General features: G+C 38.4%; 20 protein-coding genes. 4 read left to right on the forward strand and 16 right to left on the reverse strand.

All coding sequences use genetic code 11. The features are described from left to right. Nucleotides 1-69 precede the first annotated feature (69 nt). The 11 genes from ACT3RM_RS11635 to ACT3RM_RS11685 all read right to left on the reverse strand — a co-directional run bounded on the left by ACT3RM_RS11635 (nucleotide 70) and on the right by ACT3RM_RS11685 (nucleotide 10,964). Entirely contained in the window at nucleotides 70-1,377 is a 1,308-nt protein-coding gene (locus tag ACT3RM_RS11635; protein WP_441835471.1) for a tetratricopeptide repeat protein, read from the reverse strand. A gap of 16 nt (nucleotides 1,378-1,393) precedes the next feature. Continuing rightward, nucleotides 1,394-1,999 (reverse strand): energy transducer TonB, encoded by a 606-nt coding sequence (locus ACT3RM_RS11640; RefSeq protein WP_441835470.1) that lies wholly within the window; start codon nucleotides 1,997-1,999, stop codon nucleotides 1,394-1,396. Nucleotides 2,000-2,009: 10 nt separating this feature from the next. After that, nucleotides 2,010-2,420, reverse strand: coding sequence for an ExbD/TolR family protein (locus ACT3RM_RS11645; protein WP_441835469.1), 411 nt, complete (start codon nucleotides 2,418-2,420; stop codon nucleotides 2,010-2,012). Between the two features lie 52 nt (nucleotides 2,421-2,472). Further along, complete coding sequence (locus ACT3RM_RS11650; RefSeq protein ID WP_441835468.1) at nucleotides 2,473-3,000, reverse strand: MotA/TolQ/ExbB proton channel family protein; 528 nt, start codon at nucleotides 2,998-3,000, stop codon at nucleotides 2,473-2,475. 3 nt (nucleotides 3,001-3,003) lie between these two features. Further along, nucleotides 3,004-4,368, reverse strand: coding sequence for a MotA/TolQ/ExbB proton channel family protein (locus tag ACT3RM_RS11655; protein ID WP_441835467.1), 1,365 nt, complete (start codon nucleotides 4,366-4,368; stop codon nucleotides 3,004-3,006). A 9-nt stretch (nucleotides 4,369-4,377) separates the two neighbouring features. Then, nucleotides 4,378-5,130, reverse strand: a complete 753-nt coding sequence (locus ACT3RM_RS11660; RefSeq protein WP_441835466.1) for a DUF3450 domain-containing protein — start codon at nucleotides 5,128-5,130, stop codon at nucleotides 4,378-4,380. 177 nt (nucleotides 5,131-5,307) lie between these two features. Continuing rightward, nucleotides 5,308-5,925: a DsbA family protein gene (locus tag ACT3RM_RS11665; RefSeq protein ID WP_441835465.1), complete on the reverse strand. Its 618-nt coding sequence runs from the start codon at nucleotides 5,923-5,925 to the stop codon at nucleotides 5,308-5,310. A gap of 338 nt (nucleotides 5,926-6,263) precedes the next feature. Beyond that, nucleotides 6,264-7,532: a sugar MFS transporter gene (locus tag ACT3RM_RS11670; RefSeq protein ID WP_441835464.1), complete on the reverse strand. Its 1,269-nt coding sequence runs from the start codon at nucleotides 7,530-7,532 to the stop codon at nucleotides 6,264-6,266. 492 nt (nucleotides 7,533-8,024) lie between these two features. After that, complete coding sequence (locus ACT3RM_RS11675; protein ID WP_441835463.1) at nucleotides 8,025-8,546, reverse strand: RNA methyltransferase; 522 nt, start codon at nucleotides 8,544-8,546, stop codon at nucleotides 8,025-8,027. Continuing rightward, on the reverse strand, nucleotides 8,546-9,043 hold the full coding sequence (locus tag ACT3RM_RS11680) for a YcgN family cysteine cluster protein (protein ID WP_441835462.1): 498 nt from the start codon (nucleotides 9,041-9,043) through the stop codon (nucleotides 8,546-8,548). Before ACT3RM_RS11680 ends, ACT3RM_RS11675 begins: the two co-directional genes overlap by 1 nt. A 91-nt stretch (nucleotides 9,044-9,134) precedes the next feature. Further along, nucleotides 9,135-10,964 (reverse strand): DUF885 domain-containing protein, encoded by a 1,830-nt coding sequence (locus ACT3RM_RS11685; protein ID WP_441835461.1) that lies wholly within the window; start codon nucleotides 10,962-10,964, stop codon nucleotides 9,135-9,137. A 1,083-nt stretch (nucleotides 10,965-12,047) separates the two neighbouring features. On the opposite strand from ACT3RM_RS11685, the gene ACT3RM_RS11690 reads away from it, so the two are divergent. Beyond that, nucleotides 12,048-12,590, forward strand: a complete 543-nt coding sequence (locus ACT3RM_RS11690; protein WP_441835460.1) for a GbsR/MarR family transcriptional regulator — start codon at nucleotides 12,048-12,050, stop codon at nucleotides 12,588-12,590. A 60-nt stretch (nucleotides 12,591-12,650) separates the two neighbouring features. Here ACT3RM_RS11690 and ACT3RM_RS11695 read toward each other — a convergent pair whose 3' ends face one another. Both ACT3RM_RS11695 and ACT3RM_RS11700 read right to left on the reverse strand, forming a co-directional pair. Then, complete coding sequence (locus ACT3RM_RS11695) at nucleotides 12,651-13,691, reverse strand: lytic murein transglycosylase (RefSeq protein WP_441835459.1); 1,041 nt, start codon at nucleotides 13,689-13,691, stop codon at nucleotides 12,651-12,653. Continuing rightward, entirely contained in the window at nucleotides 13,672-13,953 is a 282-nt protein-coding gene (locus tag ACT3RM_RS11700; RefSeq protein ID WP_441835458.1) for a YcgL domain-containing protein, read from the reverse strand. Before ACT3RM_RS11700 ends, ACT3RM_RS11695 begins: the two co-directional genes overlap by 20 nt. 155 nt (nucleotides 13,954-14,108) lie before the next feature. On the opposite strand from ACT3RM_RS11700, the gene minC reads away from it, so the two are divergent. Genes minC through minE form a run of 3 tightly spaced genes read left to right on the forward strand, consistent with a single transcriptional unit; the run spans nucleotide 14,109 to nucleotide 15,890 of the window. Next, nucleotides 14,109-14,810: a septum site-determining protein MinC gene (gene minC, locus ACT3RM_RS11705; protein ID WP_441835457.1), complete on the forward strand. Its 702-nt coding sequence runs from the start codon at nucleotides 14,109-14,111 to the stop codon at nucleotides 14,808-14,810. 5 nt (nucleotides 14,811-14,815) lie between these two features. Beyond that, the gene (gene minD, locus ACT3RM_RS11710; protein WP_441835456.1) at nucleotides 14,816-15,625 is read left to right on the forward strand and encodes a septum site-determining protein MinD; all 810 of its coding nucleotides are present in this window, start codon (nucleotides 14,816-14,818) and stop codon (nucleotides 15,623-15,625) included. Nucleotide 15,626: 1 nt separating this feature from the next. Further along, nucleotides 15,627-15,890: a cell division topological specificity factor MinE gene (gene minE / locus ACT3RM_RS11715; RefSeq protein WP_441835455.1), complete on the forward strand. Its 264-nt coding sequence runs from the start codon at nucleotides 15,627-15,629 to the stop codon at nucleotides 15,888-15,890. A gap of 63 nt (nucleotides 15,891-15,953) precedes the next feature. On the opposite strand, the gene ACT3RM_RS11720 is transcribed toward minE, so the two are convergent. The 3 genes from ACT3RM_RS11720 to ACT3RM_RS11730 all read right to left on the reverse strand — a co-directional run. After that, on the reverse strand, nucleotides 15,954-16,625 hold the full coding sequence (locus ACT3RM_RS11720; RefSeq protein ID WP_441835454.1) for a DUF1826 domain-containing protein: 672 nt from the start codon (nucleotides 16,623-16,625) through the stop codon (nucleotides 15,954-15,956). Beyond that, nucleotides 16,622-17,824 (reverse strand): zinc metallochaperone GTPase ZigA, encoded by a 1,203-nt coding sequence (gene zigA, locus ACT3RM_RS11725; protein WP_441835453.1) that lies wholly within the window; start codon nucleotides 17,822-17,824, stop codon nucleotides 16,622-16,624. The genes ACT3RM_RS11720 and zigA overlap by 4 nt, the downstream gene beginning before the upstream one ends. Nucleotides 17,825-18,788: 964 nt before the next feature. Next, nucleotides 18,789-20,344 (reverse strand): TonB-dependent receptor (locus tag ACT3RM_RS11730; protein ID WP_444511379.1); only part of this gene is annotated, 1,556 nt, incomplete at its 5' end.

Genomic DNA, 20,344 nt, shown 5'->3' on the forward strand with positions numbered 1-20,344 from the left:
AAACCGCCCGAAGGCGGTTTTGGTGTTGCGATTAGAAATAGTGACTATAATTTAATTAATTTAAATTTATTAAAGCACAGCCGTTCGAAGTACTTCTGCGTGTATCTTTTCTCGCTTAACGTATTTTATCCATTGGCTCGCTAAACGCTGTGATTTTTTATGTTTCTCCGCCTGTTCAAAAGCTAAAATTGAAGCATCAAAATTTTGTAAATTGTACTGCGCCATACCCAGAGCAACATATGCATTTGACTCAAACTCTAACGAGCCTTTATTGAGTGCTTTACGGGCGGCATCAGCGGCCTCATCATACTTTTCAAGGTTTACATAAATCTCGGCTAAACGCTGTTCAAATTTACCATGATTTGACTCCTCAGCAGCTTTGGTAAAATAAACAATCGACTTTGAATCTTCTTTTGCTTGTACCATCGCTTCTGCAATAAAGGCATAGTTTTTCGCCGTATCTTCTATTACACCACTATCGATACCTTGCTCCATAACAGAGGCTGCTTTAAATGCTAAACCATTAAATAGATAAACCTGCGATAGCTGGTTAAGGTCAGACTTACTCTTTAAAAAGCCTTGTTGGTAAGCCGCTTCAAGTACAGCTAATTGCCTTTCTTCTTGACCTGTTTCACCATACATACCACTAAGTTGCACCCAGTACTCTGGTTTATTAAACAACTTAACCATGCGTTCTAAAACTTTAACTACTTCTTTTGGTTGATTAAGTGAGTAGTACATAGCTCGCTGCAATACTAACCAGTTTTCTTTTGGTACTCTGCCTTCGCGGTCCGCTTGGGCAATTGCTTGGTTAATATTATCAACCCCTTGCTGGTACTCTTTTTTCTGATAATAAGCTTGCGATTTTAATACGTAATAAGCATCAGTTTTAGGTTTGGTATTAATTTTATCCCACTGCGCTAAGTACTTTATAACTTTGTCATAATCACCGTTAGCCATAGCAAGTTGTGCTAGGCTAAAGGTTGTACTTAAACGTAATGTTTCAGGGATTGCATCAACACCCACTACATTTTCGAATGACTCTATAGCTTTAGGTAAGTCGTTTTCGTTGTAGTAAATAAAACCATAGAAGTTATGCATCATTGCAATTTCATAGTCGTTCATACTTGATGAACGCTCATTGATTGAATCAAGCGCTGCTAAACCTGCTTTAACATCGCCATCATCCGCTAACTTTTGTGCCCGAGCTAACTGACTGTATACCTTTTCACGTAGCGCAGGGACACGTACTGTTTGTTGCTCTTCAGCAAATACTTTAGCTACATTCGCACCGGGTACTAAACTTATCACTGAAGGTAATACGACACTTGATGTTAATACTATAGAGCAAATAACAGCCGTTTTTAATAATTTCATAATCGCCTCGTAACTCTTAACCATTAATTTGAAAAGAAATTTTATTCTGTACACCCGCGACTTCAACGGCTTCACCATTAACAACACGCGGTTTATATTTAAACTTAAGTGCGGCATCCATAGCTGCGCGATCAAAGAGTGATTCAGGCTCAGCTCTCACCACTTTAGGATCTTTTACTGTACCTTGTTTTGTTACCGTAAACTCAACTATCACATAGCCTTCTATACCCCGTGTAAGCGCACGCCGTGGATAAACAGGTGCTACTTTTACGATTGGTAAATACTCGCCATCACTTGAGTCAAGGGCTAACCCACCTGCCAAGCTCACTTCAGCGTCTACATTTGCACCAAAATCAAAGTTAGCATTACTCGCATTCGGATCGCTATTTTGTGTTTGTGGTGACTCCATTGGTGGAGGCGGTTCTTTTGGTGTTGGTGGTTTTTGTGGTTTACGCTCTTTCTTTTGTATCGTTTCTTCTTTTTCAAGACGTACAAAATCAAGCACAGTACCTTTTGCTGGTTCTGTCATAGCGCCGTCATCACTGGAAATAAGTGCTTGCATACCTAAAAAAAGTAAAAAGGTAACAACACCAGCAATAATTAATGCTACTAAATAACGCATTAGCGTTTCCTTAGGCTTCTTGTGCCGCTATTGACACATCAAACACCCCGGCGGCACGTGCTGCATCCATCACTTTAATTAGAGTATCTGTAGTGGATTTTTTATCCGCTTGGATCACTACACTACCTTGTGGATTCTCTGCTTTTAAACGCTCTATATTTGCTTGTACTGCACGTACATCAATTTGGCGTTTATTAATCCATATTTCACCATCGTCTGAAATAGCAACTAAAATGTTGGCACGTTCTTTTTTAACAGAAGTTGCAGCTTCTGGACGATTAACATCAATACCCGCTTCTTTTACGAAAGTCGCGGTAACAATAAAGAAAATCAGCATAATAAACACCACATCTAGCATCGGTGTCATGTTAATTTCTTCGGCTTCCTCTTCTTGAAAAAGGTTTCCTAATGGGGCTCTCATTTTGTTCTCCTAAGATGAGTGAGCACATCACTCATCTATTAAATTGTTTATTTTAGTGATCTAAGACCATGCTATCTTCAAGTAAGGCAGCTTCACGCTTAGCTTTACGTTGTAAGTACGTTGAAGCAAACACCCCAGATAACGCCCCAACCATGCCAGCCATTGTTGGGATAGTGGCTTTTGATACACCAGATGCCATAGAACGTGCACTTCCTGTACCCGTTATTGCCATCACATCAAATACTTCTATCATTCCAGTTACGGTGCCTAATAAACCAAGTAGCGGACAAAGCGCAACCATCACATTAATTAGAGCTAAATTAGTATTGAGCTTTATACTCGCACGTGAAATATTGGCTTGGCGAATTTGTTCAGCATTCCAACTGTTGCGCTCGCCTCTATTTAACCAGTTACTTTTTATGGTTTTTTTATAACGATGATAACCGTTAAAAAAATAAATAAATCGCTCGAGTATCAATAACCACATCGCGAAAATTAACACTGCGATGACCAATAATACTTGGCCACCAGTGTCGAGAAAATCACGGATAGCATTGATTGAATCAATCAATAGCACCATGGCTTAAGCTCCTTTTTCACTTCGTTCAGCAATGATACCAGCGCTTTGTTCTTGTAAAATAAGCAGTAAGTTTTTAGACCGAGTATTTAAAATGGTGTATAAAAATACCGTCGGAATTGCCACAACTAAACCTAATACCGTAGTAACAAGCGCTTGAGAAATCCCCCCAGCCATCAGCTTAGGGTCGCCTGTACCAAAAAGTGTTATCGCTTGGAAAGTGTTGATCATCCCCGTCACAGTACCGAGTAAGCCGAGTAATGGCGCAACCACTGAGATAATTTTAATAAGAGTTAAGTTACGGGTTATTGTTGGCATTTCACGTAAAATTGCTTCGCTTAATTTGAGTTCTAATGTGTCATAGGCTACATCTGGATATTGATCTTTTACTTTCATCACGCGTCCAAGAGGATTGTCATCTCGTGCTACATCATCTTTAAGTTGGCGACGAATTTTTCCACCCATCAGCATTAACGAGACAAAACGTTCAATAGCAATCAGTAGTGCCAGTAAACCCACACCCAAAATCACATAGCCTACAGCGCCACCCTGATGAACTTGTTCAGAAGTCCCTGGAGCTTGCACTAATAAACCTAAGATAGAGCCACCTGTCGGGTCTAAGGCAAACTGGACCGTACCATCATTTGCTTTTTGTAACTTATCGGCTGTAGCTGTTAAGCGACTACTTGGCTGACGGGTTAATTGGCTTATGGTATTTGTTGATGGCGTGTACTCTAAATACTTACCTTGTGAAATAAGGTTAAATGCACCTACACGTAGAACTTCTTGCTGTGTTTTATTACCGCCCTCACCAATCACATCAGTCATAAAACGAGCAACTTTACCTTGTTCGGTCATTTCACGTTGTAACTCAAACCACACTTTTTCAATATCTTCAATTGATGCAAGCTTTGATGTTGCCCCCATTTTTTGAGCAAGCTCATCCATAAACTGACCACGACCAGGGATTTGTGCAGATACTACAGAAGTGGCAAATTTATTACTTGAGTCACCCGCTACTTGCTGTAGCACACCGAATAACTCTTTAAGAGAGCCCATTCTTTTAGATAATGTGTCAGTTAGATTTGCCAGTTTTATTTCATTTTGTTCAAACTCAGTTTCAAGGCGCTCAGATTCAACTAACATTTGGTTACGGTTTTCTTGCGTATCCTTAAGCATTTGTACTTGCTCACCTTCACGAGCGGCAAACGCTTGTTCACGCTGTTTATTTTGTGCTGATTGCTGCTTTTTACCCTCTTCTAAGGTTCTTAATAGCGAGTCTAAGTTCATTTCTTCAGCGGCTACATTACCCACGAAGCCAAGGGTTGATGCCAATATGGTAATCTGAGTGATTTTAGTAAAAAGTTTCATTCTGGCCTCTTATTCTGCAGCGTGTACTGGAAGAGTTAACATATCCGGGGCGAGTTGCTTACGTGCAATACGTAAACCTTTATTAATCTGACTAATCGTTGAATCAGGTAATGCTACGAACGACTTCGAATCTTTATTCCAGCTCCCTGCTTTTTTGCCATCGCGCGTCAGATAAATAAGCTCTAGGCGTCCAATACGTAAAAAGTCAACTTCACGCTCCTTCCCATCAACATCCAATAAAGCGGTATACGCTTCGATAGTGCGCCCGTAATCAACTTCAACCTGATAAGCCTCCAGCACACGGCGGAACTTTTCACTTGAATTTATATCTGCACGATCCATCATAGTTTTTAAAGAGCTCACACGTTTTTTACGCTCAGCTGATAAAAACGGCACATCAAGTGCTACAAATTGCTCAAGGCCGGTGATCATACGTAGCATTAGAGGGGTTATCTGACGTTCAATAATCGAAACTTGATCCATTGATAGGTTCAATGATTCCATTTCACTTAATTGATTATTAATCTGCTTAGTCAGCTGTGCGTTATAAACTGTTAAACCGTCAATTTCTTTGTTGAGAGTTTTAAACTGCTGTAAACGCCCTTGAATTGAATCTGCAATCTTATCTATTTTTTTTTGTGATTGTAGAGCTGATTTATTAATCTCACTGCTATTATCAATAACATTGTCTAAATCATTTGCTTGCGCTGTCGCACTTATGGCTACAACACCAGCTAAGATCAATGGTTTAACGCCTTTCATCGCATACACCTTTACTAGTTAATTAGCGAATTTGCTAGTTGCTTTTTATCATTGAGCGAAAGTGTAACGGGGTTCTGTGACAACAATGTTGCGCTAAAAAGACGAAAATATGACAGTTGCCATGCTATTGCAGTAAAAGTGTCTTAATAAACCGCTTTATATAAGGTATGTGACTTATTACTTGTTGAGATTATTAAGAATTTGTTGGTAGGTAGTTTTCTCACTCTGGTAATCAATAGCAATAGCAAAGTATTGCTGATCAATTTCAAGCACTAATGAAGGAAAGCCTTGAATAGGAAGTTGATGAACAAAATTAAGCTCGCTTTGTAGCTGTTGTTCAATTTCCTCGCTTTGTATCAAGCGAATAAATTCATCTTTAGGTATATTGATGGACGTTGCAAAATCAGCAAGTGTTGTTATCTCGGAAGGATTTTTTGCATTTAAATAATAACCATTTTGTATTGTTTCTAGCATGGCTCGCTCATTATTGAACAGTCTAGCAACCAACATCGCCCGACAAGCAGGATAAGTAGAGCGTTTAGGCTGACACTGATGCCAAAAGTCAAAATTAAATTGCGCACCAGTTTGTGCTGCAATACGCCGCCAAGTTTGTTGTAAAAACTGTTGCATTGATAATGCCATAGGCTCAACGCTATCAGAGGCTAAGCCACCCACGCGATAATCAACTTTAACAAGCCCTGCTAGTTTTTCTTCTAGTTTTTTCCAGGTGTTTTTATACCCCCAACACCAACTACACATAGGGTCGTAAACATAGATTAACCTTGCTTTAGACATTATATTATCCCTTAATCATTACTTTACAAATTACATTGAGCTACTTTTTGTTGATATAAATATTGACGAGCTTATTTAATCATTTCAAATTACAGACAAGCTGAATTGAGTACCACTTTAATAATTCTACATCAAATAGTCAGTTCGAGCATCATAAGTAATTTGGTTGTTAGCAACATGTTCATTTAATATTTTGGAAGTAACACTGAAAAAATCATTACTGTAACGCTTTTATAGCACAGCGGCACAAGAAAAAGCGCATAGAAAACTATGCGCTTCGATCTTAATTATGTGGCTTTAAAGAACGCTCCCCCGTGCAGAGGTAACTTGAGTATACGTTAATTAGCTTTTTGCCATTTACTGGCAAGTCGTACAACATTTAAGCCGTACCAAGCAATAAACACATAACAAATAACAGGCACAAAAAAGCTTTGTTGAATATTAACTGTATCTGCCACCACACCTTGTAGTAATGGCACTAACGCACCACCAACAATCGCTAAACAAAGCCAACCTGAGCCTTTACTAGTTAGTGACCCCAACCCTTCAATCGCCACTGAAAATATAGTTGGGAATAAAATTGAGTTAAATAAACCAATTGCAAGTACAGAATACAGTGCGATATTACCTTCGGTAAATATGGTTACTAATAAAAGCGCAATAGCAGCAAAAGCATTAAAAGTAATAGCTTTTGACGGAGCAATTTTTTGTAAAACCACAGAGCCTATGAATCGCCCTACCATTGCTCCACCCCAGTAATAGGCTATTAATTTTGCAGCAGCATGCTCTTGAAGACCTGCAATATGCGCTTCACCGAAATAATTAACTAAGAAACTACCAATCGAAACCTCAGCGCCCACATAGCAAAATATACCAATCACACCCATAATTAAATGCGGAGCCTTTATTAATGAGCCCATATTTGCATGGTCAGCTTCAGAACCATTGTGGGCAGCAATTTGAGGTAATTTAAAAAAAGCAAAAATAATAGCGATTGTCATCAACGCGCCAGCAAGCATTAAATAAGGCACTTTAACCGACTCGGCCGTTGCCGCGTTTGCGGTCAATGAACCCGCAGCGCCAAAGAACAAAATCCCGCCCACATACGGCCCGACAGTTGTTCCTAATGAATTTAATGCTTGTGCAAGGTTAAGGCGTGAAGATGCTGTTTTTTCAGGGCCAAGAGCTGCAACATACGGGTTAGCAGAGACTTGCAGTATAGTGACACCTGCAGCCAATACAAAAAGTGCACTTAAAAACAACCAATACTCATGAATCACCACCGCAGGATAAAACAATGTACAACCGAGTGAAGCAACAATAAGGCCGCTCAGTACGCCATTTTTATAACCCCACCTTTTAACTAATATTCCCGCAGGTAAAGAAACAATAAAATAAGCACCGAAGAAGCAAAACTGAATCATCATGGCTTCAGTGTAGCTAAGGTCAAACACACCTTTGAGGCGAGGGATCAGCACATCGTTTAAAACCGTGATAAAACCCCATAAAAAGAACAATGTCGTCATTGCTGTAAGCGCAAGCCGGTAATTATTATTTTGATGCGGATCTTTGGTCGCATATGACTGATTTTTATTAATTTCACTCACGTAGTTTTCACTCCAGTAACAATGTTAGAGCTGATTCTACACACTGAGAAAAAAAGATCACAATGTTTTATTCTGGCCGTTCCAATTGCAGCATTAACTATTATATAGTCAATAATGCAGCCGGGGTTTAGAACATCACTACTACATTACGACAATATAAAAAACCGAAGCCACTAACGATGAAAAAACGGGCTGTGATACGCCAAAATTTTGCAATAGCTAGCCACTATATTTAAAACGCTAATGAGGAAAATAGGGGCTTACACTCGAATTGAACATACTTATTAAAAAGAATAATTATTAGCTGTTGGCGATTTAAGATTAAACTTTGCTTACCTTAAGAATTATAATCAACGCCCTTATCTATATCCTGGTCTCTTGCAAACAAATTTTAGCTCTGTTGAATTGATATTAATAACCCAACAGACTTGGTTATTTTTGCTAAATATAAAAGCAGGTTCAACTAAAAACCGATAGGCGTTAAATTAAAGCCTACTTAGCTGGAGTAGCATGCCATTTTAGTTTGTTATTCGTATCGCGACTATTAATGATAGTCTCGTCATTTGCGTGCACCCCACCAAGTTTTGCTTGACGGTCGTATAATACGACATTACACGTTGCAGCTAGGTTCATGCAGCCAATTGTGGGGATATAAACAACCTCATCACACCAAGCTAAAATTTCTTTACTAATTGAACCATCCTCAGGGCCAAAAATATAAAATGCATTTTCTGGATGCTTGAAATCAGGTAAAGGAGTCGCGCCTTCAATTAATTCAATAACGACAACTTTAGCACCTATTGGTTTTACATCACAAAGATTATCACAACCGACTAAAGGGATACGTTCAAGTACATTTTTGGTGTCGGTATGAAACTTTTTCGCATTAAGGTAACGCATCCCAGTAAAAAAGACTTGATGGGCGTTATAACAACCTGCTGCACGTAACACGCCCCCCACATTAGTTGGACTCTTAGGGTTAAGCAAACCAATACTGGCTTTAGCAATACTCATTAATCAATATCTCTTTTAGGCCAATCAGTAACATATAAATCGAAGTCATCAAGTTCTATATCGCAATCTTTTACTGTTTTATCACGCACTGAAATACCCAGCTCATGCATTAAAGCTTTACTTCCATCATTATTTAATGGATGCCAAGACGCTAGCCCTCTCCCTTCATATAGACGGCGATAACTGCAGCTTTGCGGCATAAAAAAAACATCTTTAAGATTTTCTTTGGTGAGTTTTACGCATGAAGGTACTAACGTTTGTCGGTTTTCGTATTCACTACATCCGCAAGTTTGGTTGTCTAAGTATTGGCACACAATATTAGTAAATAGTAACTCTTCACCTTCGCGAAGCTGATCGGTGGCATTAAATTCATCTTCATCTTCGCTATCAATAAATGTATTTAAACAACATTTACCACAACCGTCACAAACAGCTTCCCATTCACTTTGTGACATTTGCCCAAGTGATTTCTCAAGCCAAAATTTATTATTTGTCATTACTGCTTAACCTAACCGCCCCATCAAGCGCGCATTTTAACTCAGCAGAACTAAACGCGCAAAGTACAAACACACTTTGCACGTGTAATTATCATAGTTGTGTATTAACCCAACGTTTAATTTTTTCTTCTAAGATAGGCATAGGTAATGCGCCATCAATTAAAATTTGAGTATGGAACGCTTTAATATCAAAGTTAGACCCTAATTTATTTTTAGCGTAATCACGTAACTCTTGAATCTTAAACTGACCTAACTTGTACGATAAGGCTTGGCCTGGCCATGCAATATACCTTTCAACTTCAGCAATAATATCAGACTCCGCCATTGATGAGTTATCCAGCATATAATCAATACCCTGCTGGCGTGTCCAACCTTTAGCATGAAAGCCTGTATCAAGTACTAACCGCATGGCTCTAAGTTGCTCATCTGATAAGCGGCCATACCACATATATGGGTCAGTAAATAAACCCATTTCTTTACCCAGACTTTCAGCGTAAAGCGCCCAACCTTCAGCAAAAACGGTGTATCCGCCAAACTTTCTAAATAATGGTAAATCTTTAATTTCTTGTTGAAGCGCTATTTGAAAATGATGCCCCGGAGCCGCTTCATGAATAGACAATGTCTCGAGTAAAAATTTGGGCTGAGCTTTTAAATTAAAGGTATTTATATAAAATATACCTGGACGAGAACCATCAGGTGCAGGGGCTTGATAAGAAGCGCCAGCGGCAGATTCAGCACGGAACTCCTCTACCGGTTTAACAACGTAATCTGCTTTAGGAAATACATCGAAAAGAGCCGGGATTTTAGCATCAATTTTATTTTTTACGTCTTCGTATGCTTTGATCAACGCTTGCGGTGTTTCGTAGTAAAACTCATCAGATTCGCGAAGGTGAGTAAAAAACTCATTAAGCGTACCATCAAAACCAACCGTACTTTTCACGTCTTTCATTTGCTCTAAAATACGAGAAACTTCCTTTAAACCAATTTGATGAATTTCATTAGCAGATAAATCAAGCGTCGTGTGTTCTTTAATTTGATATTCGTACCACGCTTTACCATCTGGTAAATCTGAATAGCCGATTGTATTACGACTGTTTGGTATATATTCATTGGCTAAAAAGTCAGCCATCTGTTGATATGCCGGAACTAACTTTTTAGTTATCATTTTACTGTATTGCGCCGTAATATCAGCCTTTTGATGTTCAGTAAAACTGTCAGGTAACTGTTTAATGGGTCCCCAAAAAAGTGAATCTTCAGGTTTAGTAACAATGTGAGCTTGAAACTGAGGCAGTAATTTTTCAGCAAGAGGTTTAGGTAATACAACATGCTCTTTAATGCCTTCACGCATAGCTTGCTCTACACTTGTTAACCAAGCAATAAACCCGTCAGCACGTTTAATAAACGCTTTATAGTCCGTCACTGTTTTAAAAGGCTGTGCACTTTGCCCAGAGCCTAACCCGGCAAAAGTATTTTGTGCTCCCCCCATTTGATTTATTGGTAATAAATAACTTGGGAACTGCTCAGCCTCTAACGTCAGAGATAAGTCACGGGCTAAAATTTCATAATTAAGTAATGCTTGCCCAGTAAGTGCTGACTTGTCAATTGCGGCAAGTTTAGCTTGATACTCTTTGATAAAAGCATGTTTTTTGTCACGATTACTTTTATTTATAGGTGCGATGAATTGATCATTAAATTCACTTCTGCCGATGTAAGTCGCATTAATAGGCCTGAATGTTAAAGAATCTTCAAAATATTGAGCGACTAACTCTGAGAGAGTCTGCGCAGCACTAAGCTCTTGTTTGCTGGTAGCCGGTTTTTTTGTGTTTTTTGTATCGGACATTACTGAATCATTCTGTTGCGAACAACCACTTAATGTAAACACTATAGCACTACTGATCAGTGCAGCTTTTAATAATTTCATCCGTTATTTCATCCTACAAAATATGTATGGTTACTATGCCATCTATCGTTATTTATTTACTTGTTATTTGTGCCTGTTGTATTAATTTTCGACTGTTGGAGTGTGGAAAAAGAATAACAAACACTTTATATCTCTATCTCAACACTGTTATTGCCTCATTAATATCTAAACAACGACATACCTCAGCGCTAAAGCAATGGTTGATATGGATCTGGTAAAAAATGCATCACAAAGTACATTACAAATGTGCAATTGATAATTGGCATTATCACACAAGTAGAGTTTGATGAAACGCTCTGTTATAAAAAAGATGGGCAATACATTAAGCTACCCGCAGTTTTAGATAGCAAAACAGCGTTGCTAAAGAAACCTAAATAATCTTTATAATAAAGAGTATTACTCTAAAGCGATGTTTTTAGGTGGAATGCCTGGAGAAAAACGAAATGCAAAACTCACCTTTAGCTATACATTGTAATGGCCAAGTATTAGCTTAAGCTATTTACAAATGAATCAGCTGAGTAGCATCAACTTTAAATGCTACTCATTAATAGATAAGAAGCAAATGAAATAGGTTTATGATTTATTACTACATACAAGCCCCTACAAAACAGTGACAAAGCTTCTTAGAGTTACGGTTAGGAATTAGCAAAAAGCTCAACTGTAAAGATAAAATATTGAAATAGTAAGGCGAGCTAGTTGCTAAGAAAAAACCACAAAAGAGGATAATGAATCAGTAAAATTATCTGAGTGCCAAAAAGCGACTCTGTGATCATTGGAATAGACATAAGTTAAGCTGCATCAGAAGGATCATAAAAAATTCTGTTACTTAGCCTAATAAATACGTAGTTTATTACGCTTAGTGCAAAAAAAAACTTATTAGTGTGTTTTTTTGAGTGCCGCTGTCTAACTACTTTTAGCGATTACCGCTTAGTAAAATTTAACAATATGCTTCTTAATTTCAATCATGCTTAATAGATAAATAATAATCAGGTTGATATTAATAAACACATGCGAAGCTAACACTTGCTATACCCGTTCAGCATGCTAGCATTAATTTCATAATTTATTGAAACTTGAAAAGCCATGACTTTATCTGAAAAAAACTTTGCCTTTGTTATGCACTGCGGTGAAATGGGCAGCCGTTGGGGCTTTAACCGCACAATAGGACAGATGTGCGGTTTATTGATCATCACCAAAGAACCTATGACGGCCAATGAAATTGCCGACACACTAAGTATTTCTCGTGGAAATGTCAGTATGGGCATTAAAGAGTTACAGTCATGGCGATTAATTAAAGTACAACATATTCCAGGTGACAGGAAGGAATATTATGCCCCTGCCGGCAGTATTTGGGATATGGCCAATAAAGTATTTGAAGAGCGTAAAAAACGCGAAATTGATCCGACTTTAAGCTTACTACGCGACAATATTCTAGAAGAAGCTAATAACGACGATGAACGTTTTGCACAACAACAAATGCAAGAAGTCCATGATTTATTAGAAACTGTTACTAAGTGGTCAGCTGAGTTGCAACGACTCAGTCCAGAGCAATTACAAAGCTTGATGAAGTTAGGCTCAGGAATTGGCAAAGTACTCGACTTTAAAGATAAAATAATGAAAAAATAAACACGAAAGTGATTTATCAAAATAAAGCCGCATAAAATGCGGCTTTATAGTTTATACTTATTATATGGCCGGATAACCAATTCGGTCAGATAAATAACCGACACTAGTCGCAAAGTAATATGAACGATTCCAATGCATTAGCGCTTTATAGTTGTCATAAGCTAAATACATACGGCCATTAATATCATCAGGCATCACCATTGCTGCAGTTACGTCAACATTAGGTAAATCAGCATTATCCATTTTACGCACGCCAAGAGCCTGCCAATCAGCTAAGCTACGTTGAGAATCACGCCAGTATTCTAACCATTGGGTGCGAGTCCTGGTACCACGCTTGAGAATATTTGTATTATCAAAGTTGTCTGGTAATTGAACTTGACGACCCCAAGTTAAGTTATCATCCCATCCAGCTTGCTTAAGATAGTTAGCTATTGATGCAAACGCATCAGCCTCTGTTGTCCAAATATCTTTACGACCATCATTATCATAATCAATCGCATAGGCATTAAAAGAGGTCGGCATAAACTGGGTTTGCCCCATTGCGCCCGCCCAAGAGCCTTTAAATTTATCAAGCGTGATATGGCCCTCTTTTAATATATCAAGCGCTGCCCATAATTGCTTTTTATACATTGTTTCTCGGCGTCCATCAAAAGCAAGAGTCACCACAGACTCGATCACGTTATGACCGCCTTGAATTTTACCAAAATTACTTTCAAGCCCCCACAGTGCAACAATAAAACGTGCTTGCACCCCAAACTCTTTGGCTACTTGATCTAACAATTGCTGGTTTTCTTTATACAACTTACGTGCACGGTCAACTTTCCACTGCGGTACACGCTTAGGTAAATAGGTTTCGAGAGTCTCTTTAACTTCAGGCTGACTTTTATCAGCTGATATCACTTTCTCTTTAAATTCTACTTTTTGAAATGCATCGTTTATTAATTTCTCATCATACCCTTTCTGTTTTGCTTCGAGTTTGAGGTTATTGACGTACTCGTTAAATTGCGCTTTCGTATTGGCCAGCGCCGATGTACTTATACAGGCACTACATAAAAGTATTGCCAGTTTTTTGAATGCTAATTTAGTCACTATCAACTCCATTTCTTTTACGTAACTCAGAGAGTAAATTTTCTTTTGGCGGAGGTAACTGAAGATAAAAGCCATCATCAGTTAACGCTTGTTTTACTAAACTAAGGGAAGAACCACCGAGTTTTTCACGTTTAGCGAGATTTATAATCATCACATACTGAGGTTGACCAAACATCGCCATTAAAGGTTCCGGAACCTTACTAAAATCATCTCTTTTTTCAACATAAAGAAAAGTATCTGATTTTTTCTTACTTTTATATACCGCAGTAAGCATTATGAGCCTATAAAATCTTGCGAAACAGTGCAGCACACTATAACATGAGAGTTATAATAAGTTAGCAGAATTAGATTAGATTTTTACAATTAAGGCGCTGTTCATGCTGCGTTTATATTAAAAAATTTATGATCAGCGAATTGAATTGAGTACTTATGTCAGAACAAATTTTTGAGTTAAAAGGGAATCTATTTACATTATCAGTGCTTCATTTGATGAGCGATGATACGGCCCTTCTTTCGAAACAACTAGATGAAAAAATAGCCCAAGCACCTAAGTTTTTTGCCGGGGCTCCTATTGTTATAAACTTAGCTGATGTACAGCACACTAAATTTGACTTTGCACAATTGAAAACGATGTTAAGCAGCCTCGCATTTAACCCTGTTGGGGTTTGTAATGGTGATGATACACAACATAACAACGCAAAAGCAGCTGGTTTATCTGTTCTTAACTATGCGCAAGACGTAAAAGTGGACAACGTTAAACAACCTAATACATCGATTGTTGAAAAAAACATACATTTACCTGCACAAGTTATAAATGGCACCGTGCGTTCAGGTCAGCAAGTGTATGCTAAAGATCGTGACTTAATTGTTATTGGTGCCGTAAGTCACGGCGCCGAAGTGATAAGTGATGGTAATGTGCATATTTACGGCACATTACGCGGACGCGCTATTGCGGGAGCACAAGGCTATGATGAGGCGCATGTATTTTGCCAAAAATTAGAAGCTGAACTGGTCTCAATCAATGGTAATTACTGGCTTAGTGATTCATTACAAGGTGAATACTGGGGCAATACAGTACAAATTAAACAAAAAAATAATTCATTAGAAATTTCAGCTTTGGTTAAAGGATAAATCTTATGGCAAAAATAATTGTCGTTACTTCGGGTAAAGGCGGTGTTGGTAAAACAACATCAAGTGCTGCTATTGGTACAGGTTTAGCGCTAAAAGGCTATAAAACGGTTATTATTGATTTTGATATTGGTTTACGTAACCTTGACTTGATCATGGGCTGCGAACGCCGAGTTGTCTATGATTTTGTAAATGTTATAAATGGCGATGCTAACCTTAATCAGGCGCTGATAAAAGACAAGCGAGTTGAAAAGCTATTTTTATTACCCGCTTCACAAACGCGTGATAAAGATGCCCTTACCCGTGATGGTGTCGAGCGCGTTTTAAATGAATTAAAAAAAGATTTTGACTATATTGTTTGCGATTCACCAGCGGGTATTGAAGCAGGCGCTATGATGGCAATGTACTTTGCAGATGAAGCCATTGTGACCACAAACCCTGAGGTATCCTCGGTACGTGACTCTGATAGAATTTTAGGTATATTGCACAGTAAATCAAAACGTGCTGAAGAAGGCTTAGAAGATATTAAAGAACATTTACTATTAACGCGTTATAACCCTGATCGTGTACTTAGAGGTGAAATGCTGTCAGTTGAAGATGTACAAGATATTTTATCTATTCCGCTTTTAGGTGTTATACCCGAGTCACAAGCAGTGTTAAGTGCTTCAAATTCAGGCCAACCTGTGATTTTAGATAATGAGTCTGATGCTGGCCAAGCATATGCTGATGCAATTAGTCGTTTATTAGGTGAAACCGTTGATTTTCGCTTTTTAGATGTTGAGAAAAAAGGCTTGTTCAAACGGATTTTTGGAGGTTAATATGTCACTACTTGACTATTTCCGCTCAGAAAAGAAAAACAGTGCGTCACTGGCAAAAGAGCGATTGCAAATAATTGTTGCGCACGAACGTTCACAACGTGGTACACCCGATTACTTACCACAATTAAAACAAGATATTCTTGCTGTTATACGCAAATATGTGAATGTTAATACTGATGCGGTACAAGTTCAGTTTGATCAAAATGAAGACGACTTAGCAGTGCTTGAGCTTAACGTCACATTACCTGACGAAGAAAAAAAGTAACCTCACTTAAGTTATTAAAGGGCGCTGTGAGCGCCCTTTTACTATAATTTCACTTTGACAAATTTACATGAAATCAAGCGTAAGCAATAAACGCTTTGCTCCTTGCTCAACTGAAGGAGAGCGATGCACTAAGCCTGCTCCTTGGTTATCATCTTGCCAGTTTTCACCTTTTAAAAGTGCTACATCACCTTGATTAAGTTGTTGTATATCTTCAAGGTGCTCAAATAGACCAGAATCTTCATCAGTCTTGCCGTTATTTCCAGCACCTAGCTTAGTGCGATCTACCTTGTCATGTGCCAGCCACTGCGTTGTAACCCCTTGATAAGTGGAAACTAGTCTACATGGTATCTTATCAACATGAAAACGAGGGCACATGGCTTTATCAAGCATTGTTAAGCGTAGTCCCGCGCGCTTTAAATCAAACAGACAACAAAACATATCAACAAGTAAAGCAATGTCTTTACTCAATGTAATGGCCGCACTTGACCCACCCAAAAGACGGCACAGTTCATCATGCGTATGCTCTGGTGAAACCGCTATTTCTACAGGCTTAATATTATCAGTACTAATAAGCTCATCTACTGCTTCGGATAACATTTTATCAATTTGTCGTTGCCAAATAACGATATTTACATCTGAGCGATAAATATCAGTAAATATATTCGGGTCAGTGTCTAATGATGCACGACGATAAAGTACCTCTTCTATTTCTATGGCTTTAGCCAGTGAACTCATAAACTTTCCTCCCAAACTGGAAATGGATCCTTAAGGGACCTCCACCTTTCTTTACCTTGAAGTAATAAGTCATCACTGAGTAGACAAGCATCCAGTGCTACGGTCATCGCTTCTTGGTTTAGAGATTGTCCTATAAAAACCAGCTCTTGACGCATATCGCCAAATGGTTCTTGCCATTTACTGTTAATTTCCGCCAAAGCTTCTTCATCTATTGGCCACTCAGTTTTAGGTAGAGATTTATAAAACATACCCGCAAAACCATGATCGGCGATACCACCAGCTTGATTCCATTGCCCGCAAAATTCAGGACGCGTTGCCAACCAAAAGTAACCTTTAGACCGTAATAACTTGCCATACTGTTCAGTGTTATGCAGAAATTGATAGAACTTGTTAGGATCAAAAGGACGATGCGCAATATAATTAAAACTACTTATCCCATATTCCTGAGTTTCTGGAATATGCTCACCACGTATTTCCTTAAGCCACCCCGGCGCTTGCTGCGCTTTGGTAAAGTTAAATAAACCGGTATCTAGGATTTCATCTATTACTACATTGCCTGCCGATATAGGGATGATTTTGGCTTGGGTATTCAGCGTTTTTAAAATAGCTGTTAAATTAGCAATTTGCTCTTTGCTTACTAGGTCAGTTTTGCTGATCAAAATGATATCGGCAAATTCAACCTGATCAACCAATAAGTCGGTGACACTTCGCTCATCCTCTTCACCTAATGACTCACCCACCTCTTGTAGATAATCGGCTTTGTCATAATCATGTAAGAAGTTTACGGCATCAACGATTGTAACCATTGAGTCTAATCTAGCTATATCTGACAAAGAAATATCATTTTCATCTGCAAAAGTGAAAGTTTCGGCAACGGGCAGCGGTTCTGAAATACCTGTAGATTCAATTACTAAATAATCAAACTGATCTTCTTTCGCAAGTTTCGTAACCTCTACGAGTAAGTCCTCTCGCAAAGTACAACAAATACATCCGTTACTCAACTCAACCAATTTTTCATTACTGCGATTTAGTGATACCTCATTTTTTATAGTGGCAGCATCGATATTAATGTCACTCATATCATTGACGATAACAGCTACTTTTTTATTTTCACGATTATTAAGAATATGACTTAAAACGGTAGTTTTACCAGCGCCAAGAAAACCAGATAAAACTGTGACGGGCAGTTTCTTACTCATTTTTGATCTCTTTAGTTAAACATCTTAGGTTATGTTATAGTATATCAGAAGGTTTTGCTAGTTCAGTTCTACTTCATAAGAAGTGAGGCACGTTGGATGAAAAATAAACCCGCAAAGTTTGGAATCTAGTACTTTTGTTAGGTGTATTTAAGGTAATTCACCCAATGTAAGATTAAACTATTTACTACTAAGCAATGAAAGCGCTTTTGGTTTTTAAAACAATGAATAAGAGTATCAAGGATGAAGTTTTAGGCACAGTAGGCGATAGCACTCCACCAAGATCTAAAAGGTTAGCCTTACGCATCGCAAAATTAACTCTTAGTTATTTACAAAACATTGTTCCGTAAATCAGTTTGAATTAATTGACCCATTAGGCTATTCGTTAGATTCGGTTTGCAAACCGCAATTTGCTAAAGGGAAAGCCCACGAACCACTCAACGCCCTTGCAGAAAAATATCAGCGGATGGTTATGTTATGTGAGCTCGACTGTAACCACTCTATGAGTCTTGCTTTTGCTAACCTTTTAAATCACTTTTCTAGCTAATCACTTCTAACAAGCCAAACGCAATTATACCTATTCAGTAAGCCAATGGGCCGGAATACGAATCGTGGTTGCTATGCGTATGTTTTTAACTCAACTTGGTTACTTATAAGTATCTGCAAAGATCAATATCCCTATAGCTCAAGAAGTATTTAACGAAGGTGGTTCAGTGCAAACAACTGAAGACGAAAGTGCATTCATGAAGTACTGCAGTCGGACTTTTAATTAATCTAGCGGTCGTCAGCAACTAACCAATATAAAAGTGAAATAGATACACGAGGAGTGATTGGTAACTTTAAAGCCCTCTCAGCACAACTAAATGCACCTTAAACAATGTTATAACATTTATTGCAATAAAAAACCCAACAAAAGTTGCTGGGTTTTTCACCTATGAGTTATTTTATCAATAATGTTAACTATGGATCAGAAATTATAGTTAGCGCCTAGATAAAAGCGCCTGCCGGTATATTCGTTATAAGTAAATCTGTTTTCTTGTTTCCAATAACCTTCTTCAACTTCCTCTGTTAAGTTAACCACAGAGGCTGTTAATGACAGTTGTTCAGTTAAATTATAAGCCGCATTAATATCTAACTGTCCATAGTCTTTAGTATACATATTATACCCTTTGTGGATCCCATTTGCGCGATCATCTTTCCAGTTATAAGAAGCCCGAACACTAAAATCATCGTTCTCAAAGTAAACTGACAGATTATATTGATGTTTAGCGGTTCCTGGGATCTCAGCTGCTGTTTTAATACCTTCAGTAGAGACCTCACTAGTGCTTGTATCAGTAAATGTATAATTGGCTAACAAACCAAAGCCACTTTCAAACGAATGCTGAAAAAATAACTCTACCCCGGTAGATTCAGCTTCACCACCGCCCACTTTTGTATTCATTTCTACTTCAATTGGGCCGTTACAGCAATCATGTTCTCGCTCGACAATTTCCAACGATGAAATAGGTAAATTTGAAATGTCTTTATTAAATAGAGTAGCGCCTAAAGCTGATCCACCTGCGTAATACCATTCTATTCCTAAATCAACTTGATCTGATAACATTGGGTCTAAGCCAGTGTTTACAGATGTACCCGTGCCCCTGCCTGTCCATGAGTCAGGTGAATTAATATTAACTGGAGGACCATACGACTCAGCTTGACTAAGATCAGAATAACTAACACGTGACATGGCTCTAGCCGCAGCAAAGCGCACCACTACGTCGTCATTCACATCCCACGCTAAATTTAGACTTGGCAACCATTCACCATCATCACTTGTACGTTCATTCGGCTCAGTATCATCGTCATCTTGGCCAACAACATCGTCATACGTTAAAGTACTTAGTTCAGTATTAACATAACGTACGCCAAAATTACCGCGTAATGCTTGCCACTGAAAATTACTTTGAGCATAAACAGACCAAATATTCTCTTCTAAAGTGTAAGTACCTGATAAAGTAGGTACCACGGTCGCGCTAAAATTACTTTTAAGATATTGATCTAGCGCTGCAAAATCAAATGCTAAGAAATCGAATGCCCCCGTATTACCGGCACTATTATCAATAACAGTATCACTAACTAATGTTTCAGCATCTGGGTGAAAATCCGGGTTATGGAACCACTCTGTTCCCGGCAGATAACCTCTGTAACCCCCATTATCTGGAATGTCATCATCCCAACGAAAGTCATTCCTGATACCTTTAATTTCATGTTGCCGGTATTTAGCACCCACATAAAAGCTGGTAAAAAAGTCTCCATCAAATTCAATTTTTAAGTCAGATTGTATGTAATCTTCTGAGTCTTCATTTTCCGATGAATATGAATCAAACCAATCATAATATTGGTAAGCTTGTTTATCTGATGCTAAATCCGTTGATACATCATACTGAGGCTTGCCATCTTGAATATTCCATAACCAGCTGTTTACGGAGCCTTTTCGAGCATCTATGTTCGCGTATGTTTCTTTAGCAGTGCCGCCTATTG

The organism is Pseudoalteromonas sp. AOP7-A1-14, assembly GCF_052376275.1.
In the GTDB taxonomy this organism is placed as follows: Bacteria; Pseudomonadota; Gammaproteobacteria; order Enterobacterales; family Alteromonadaceae; genus Pseudoalteromonas.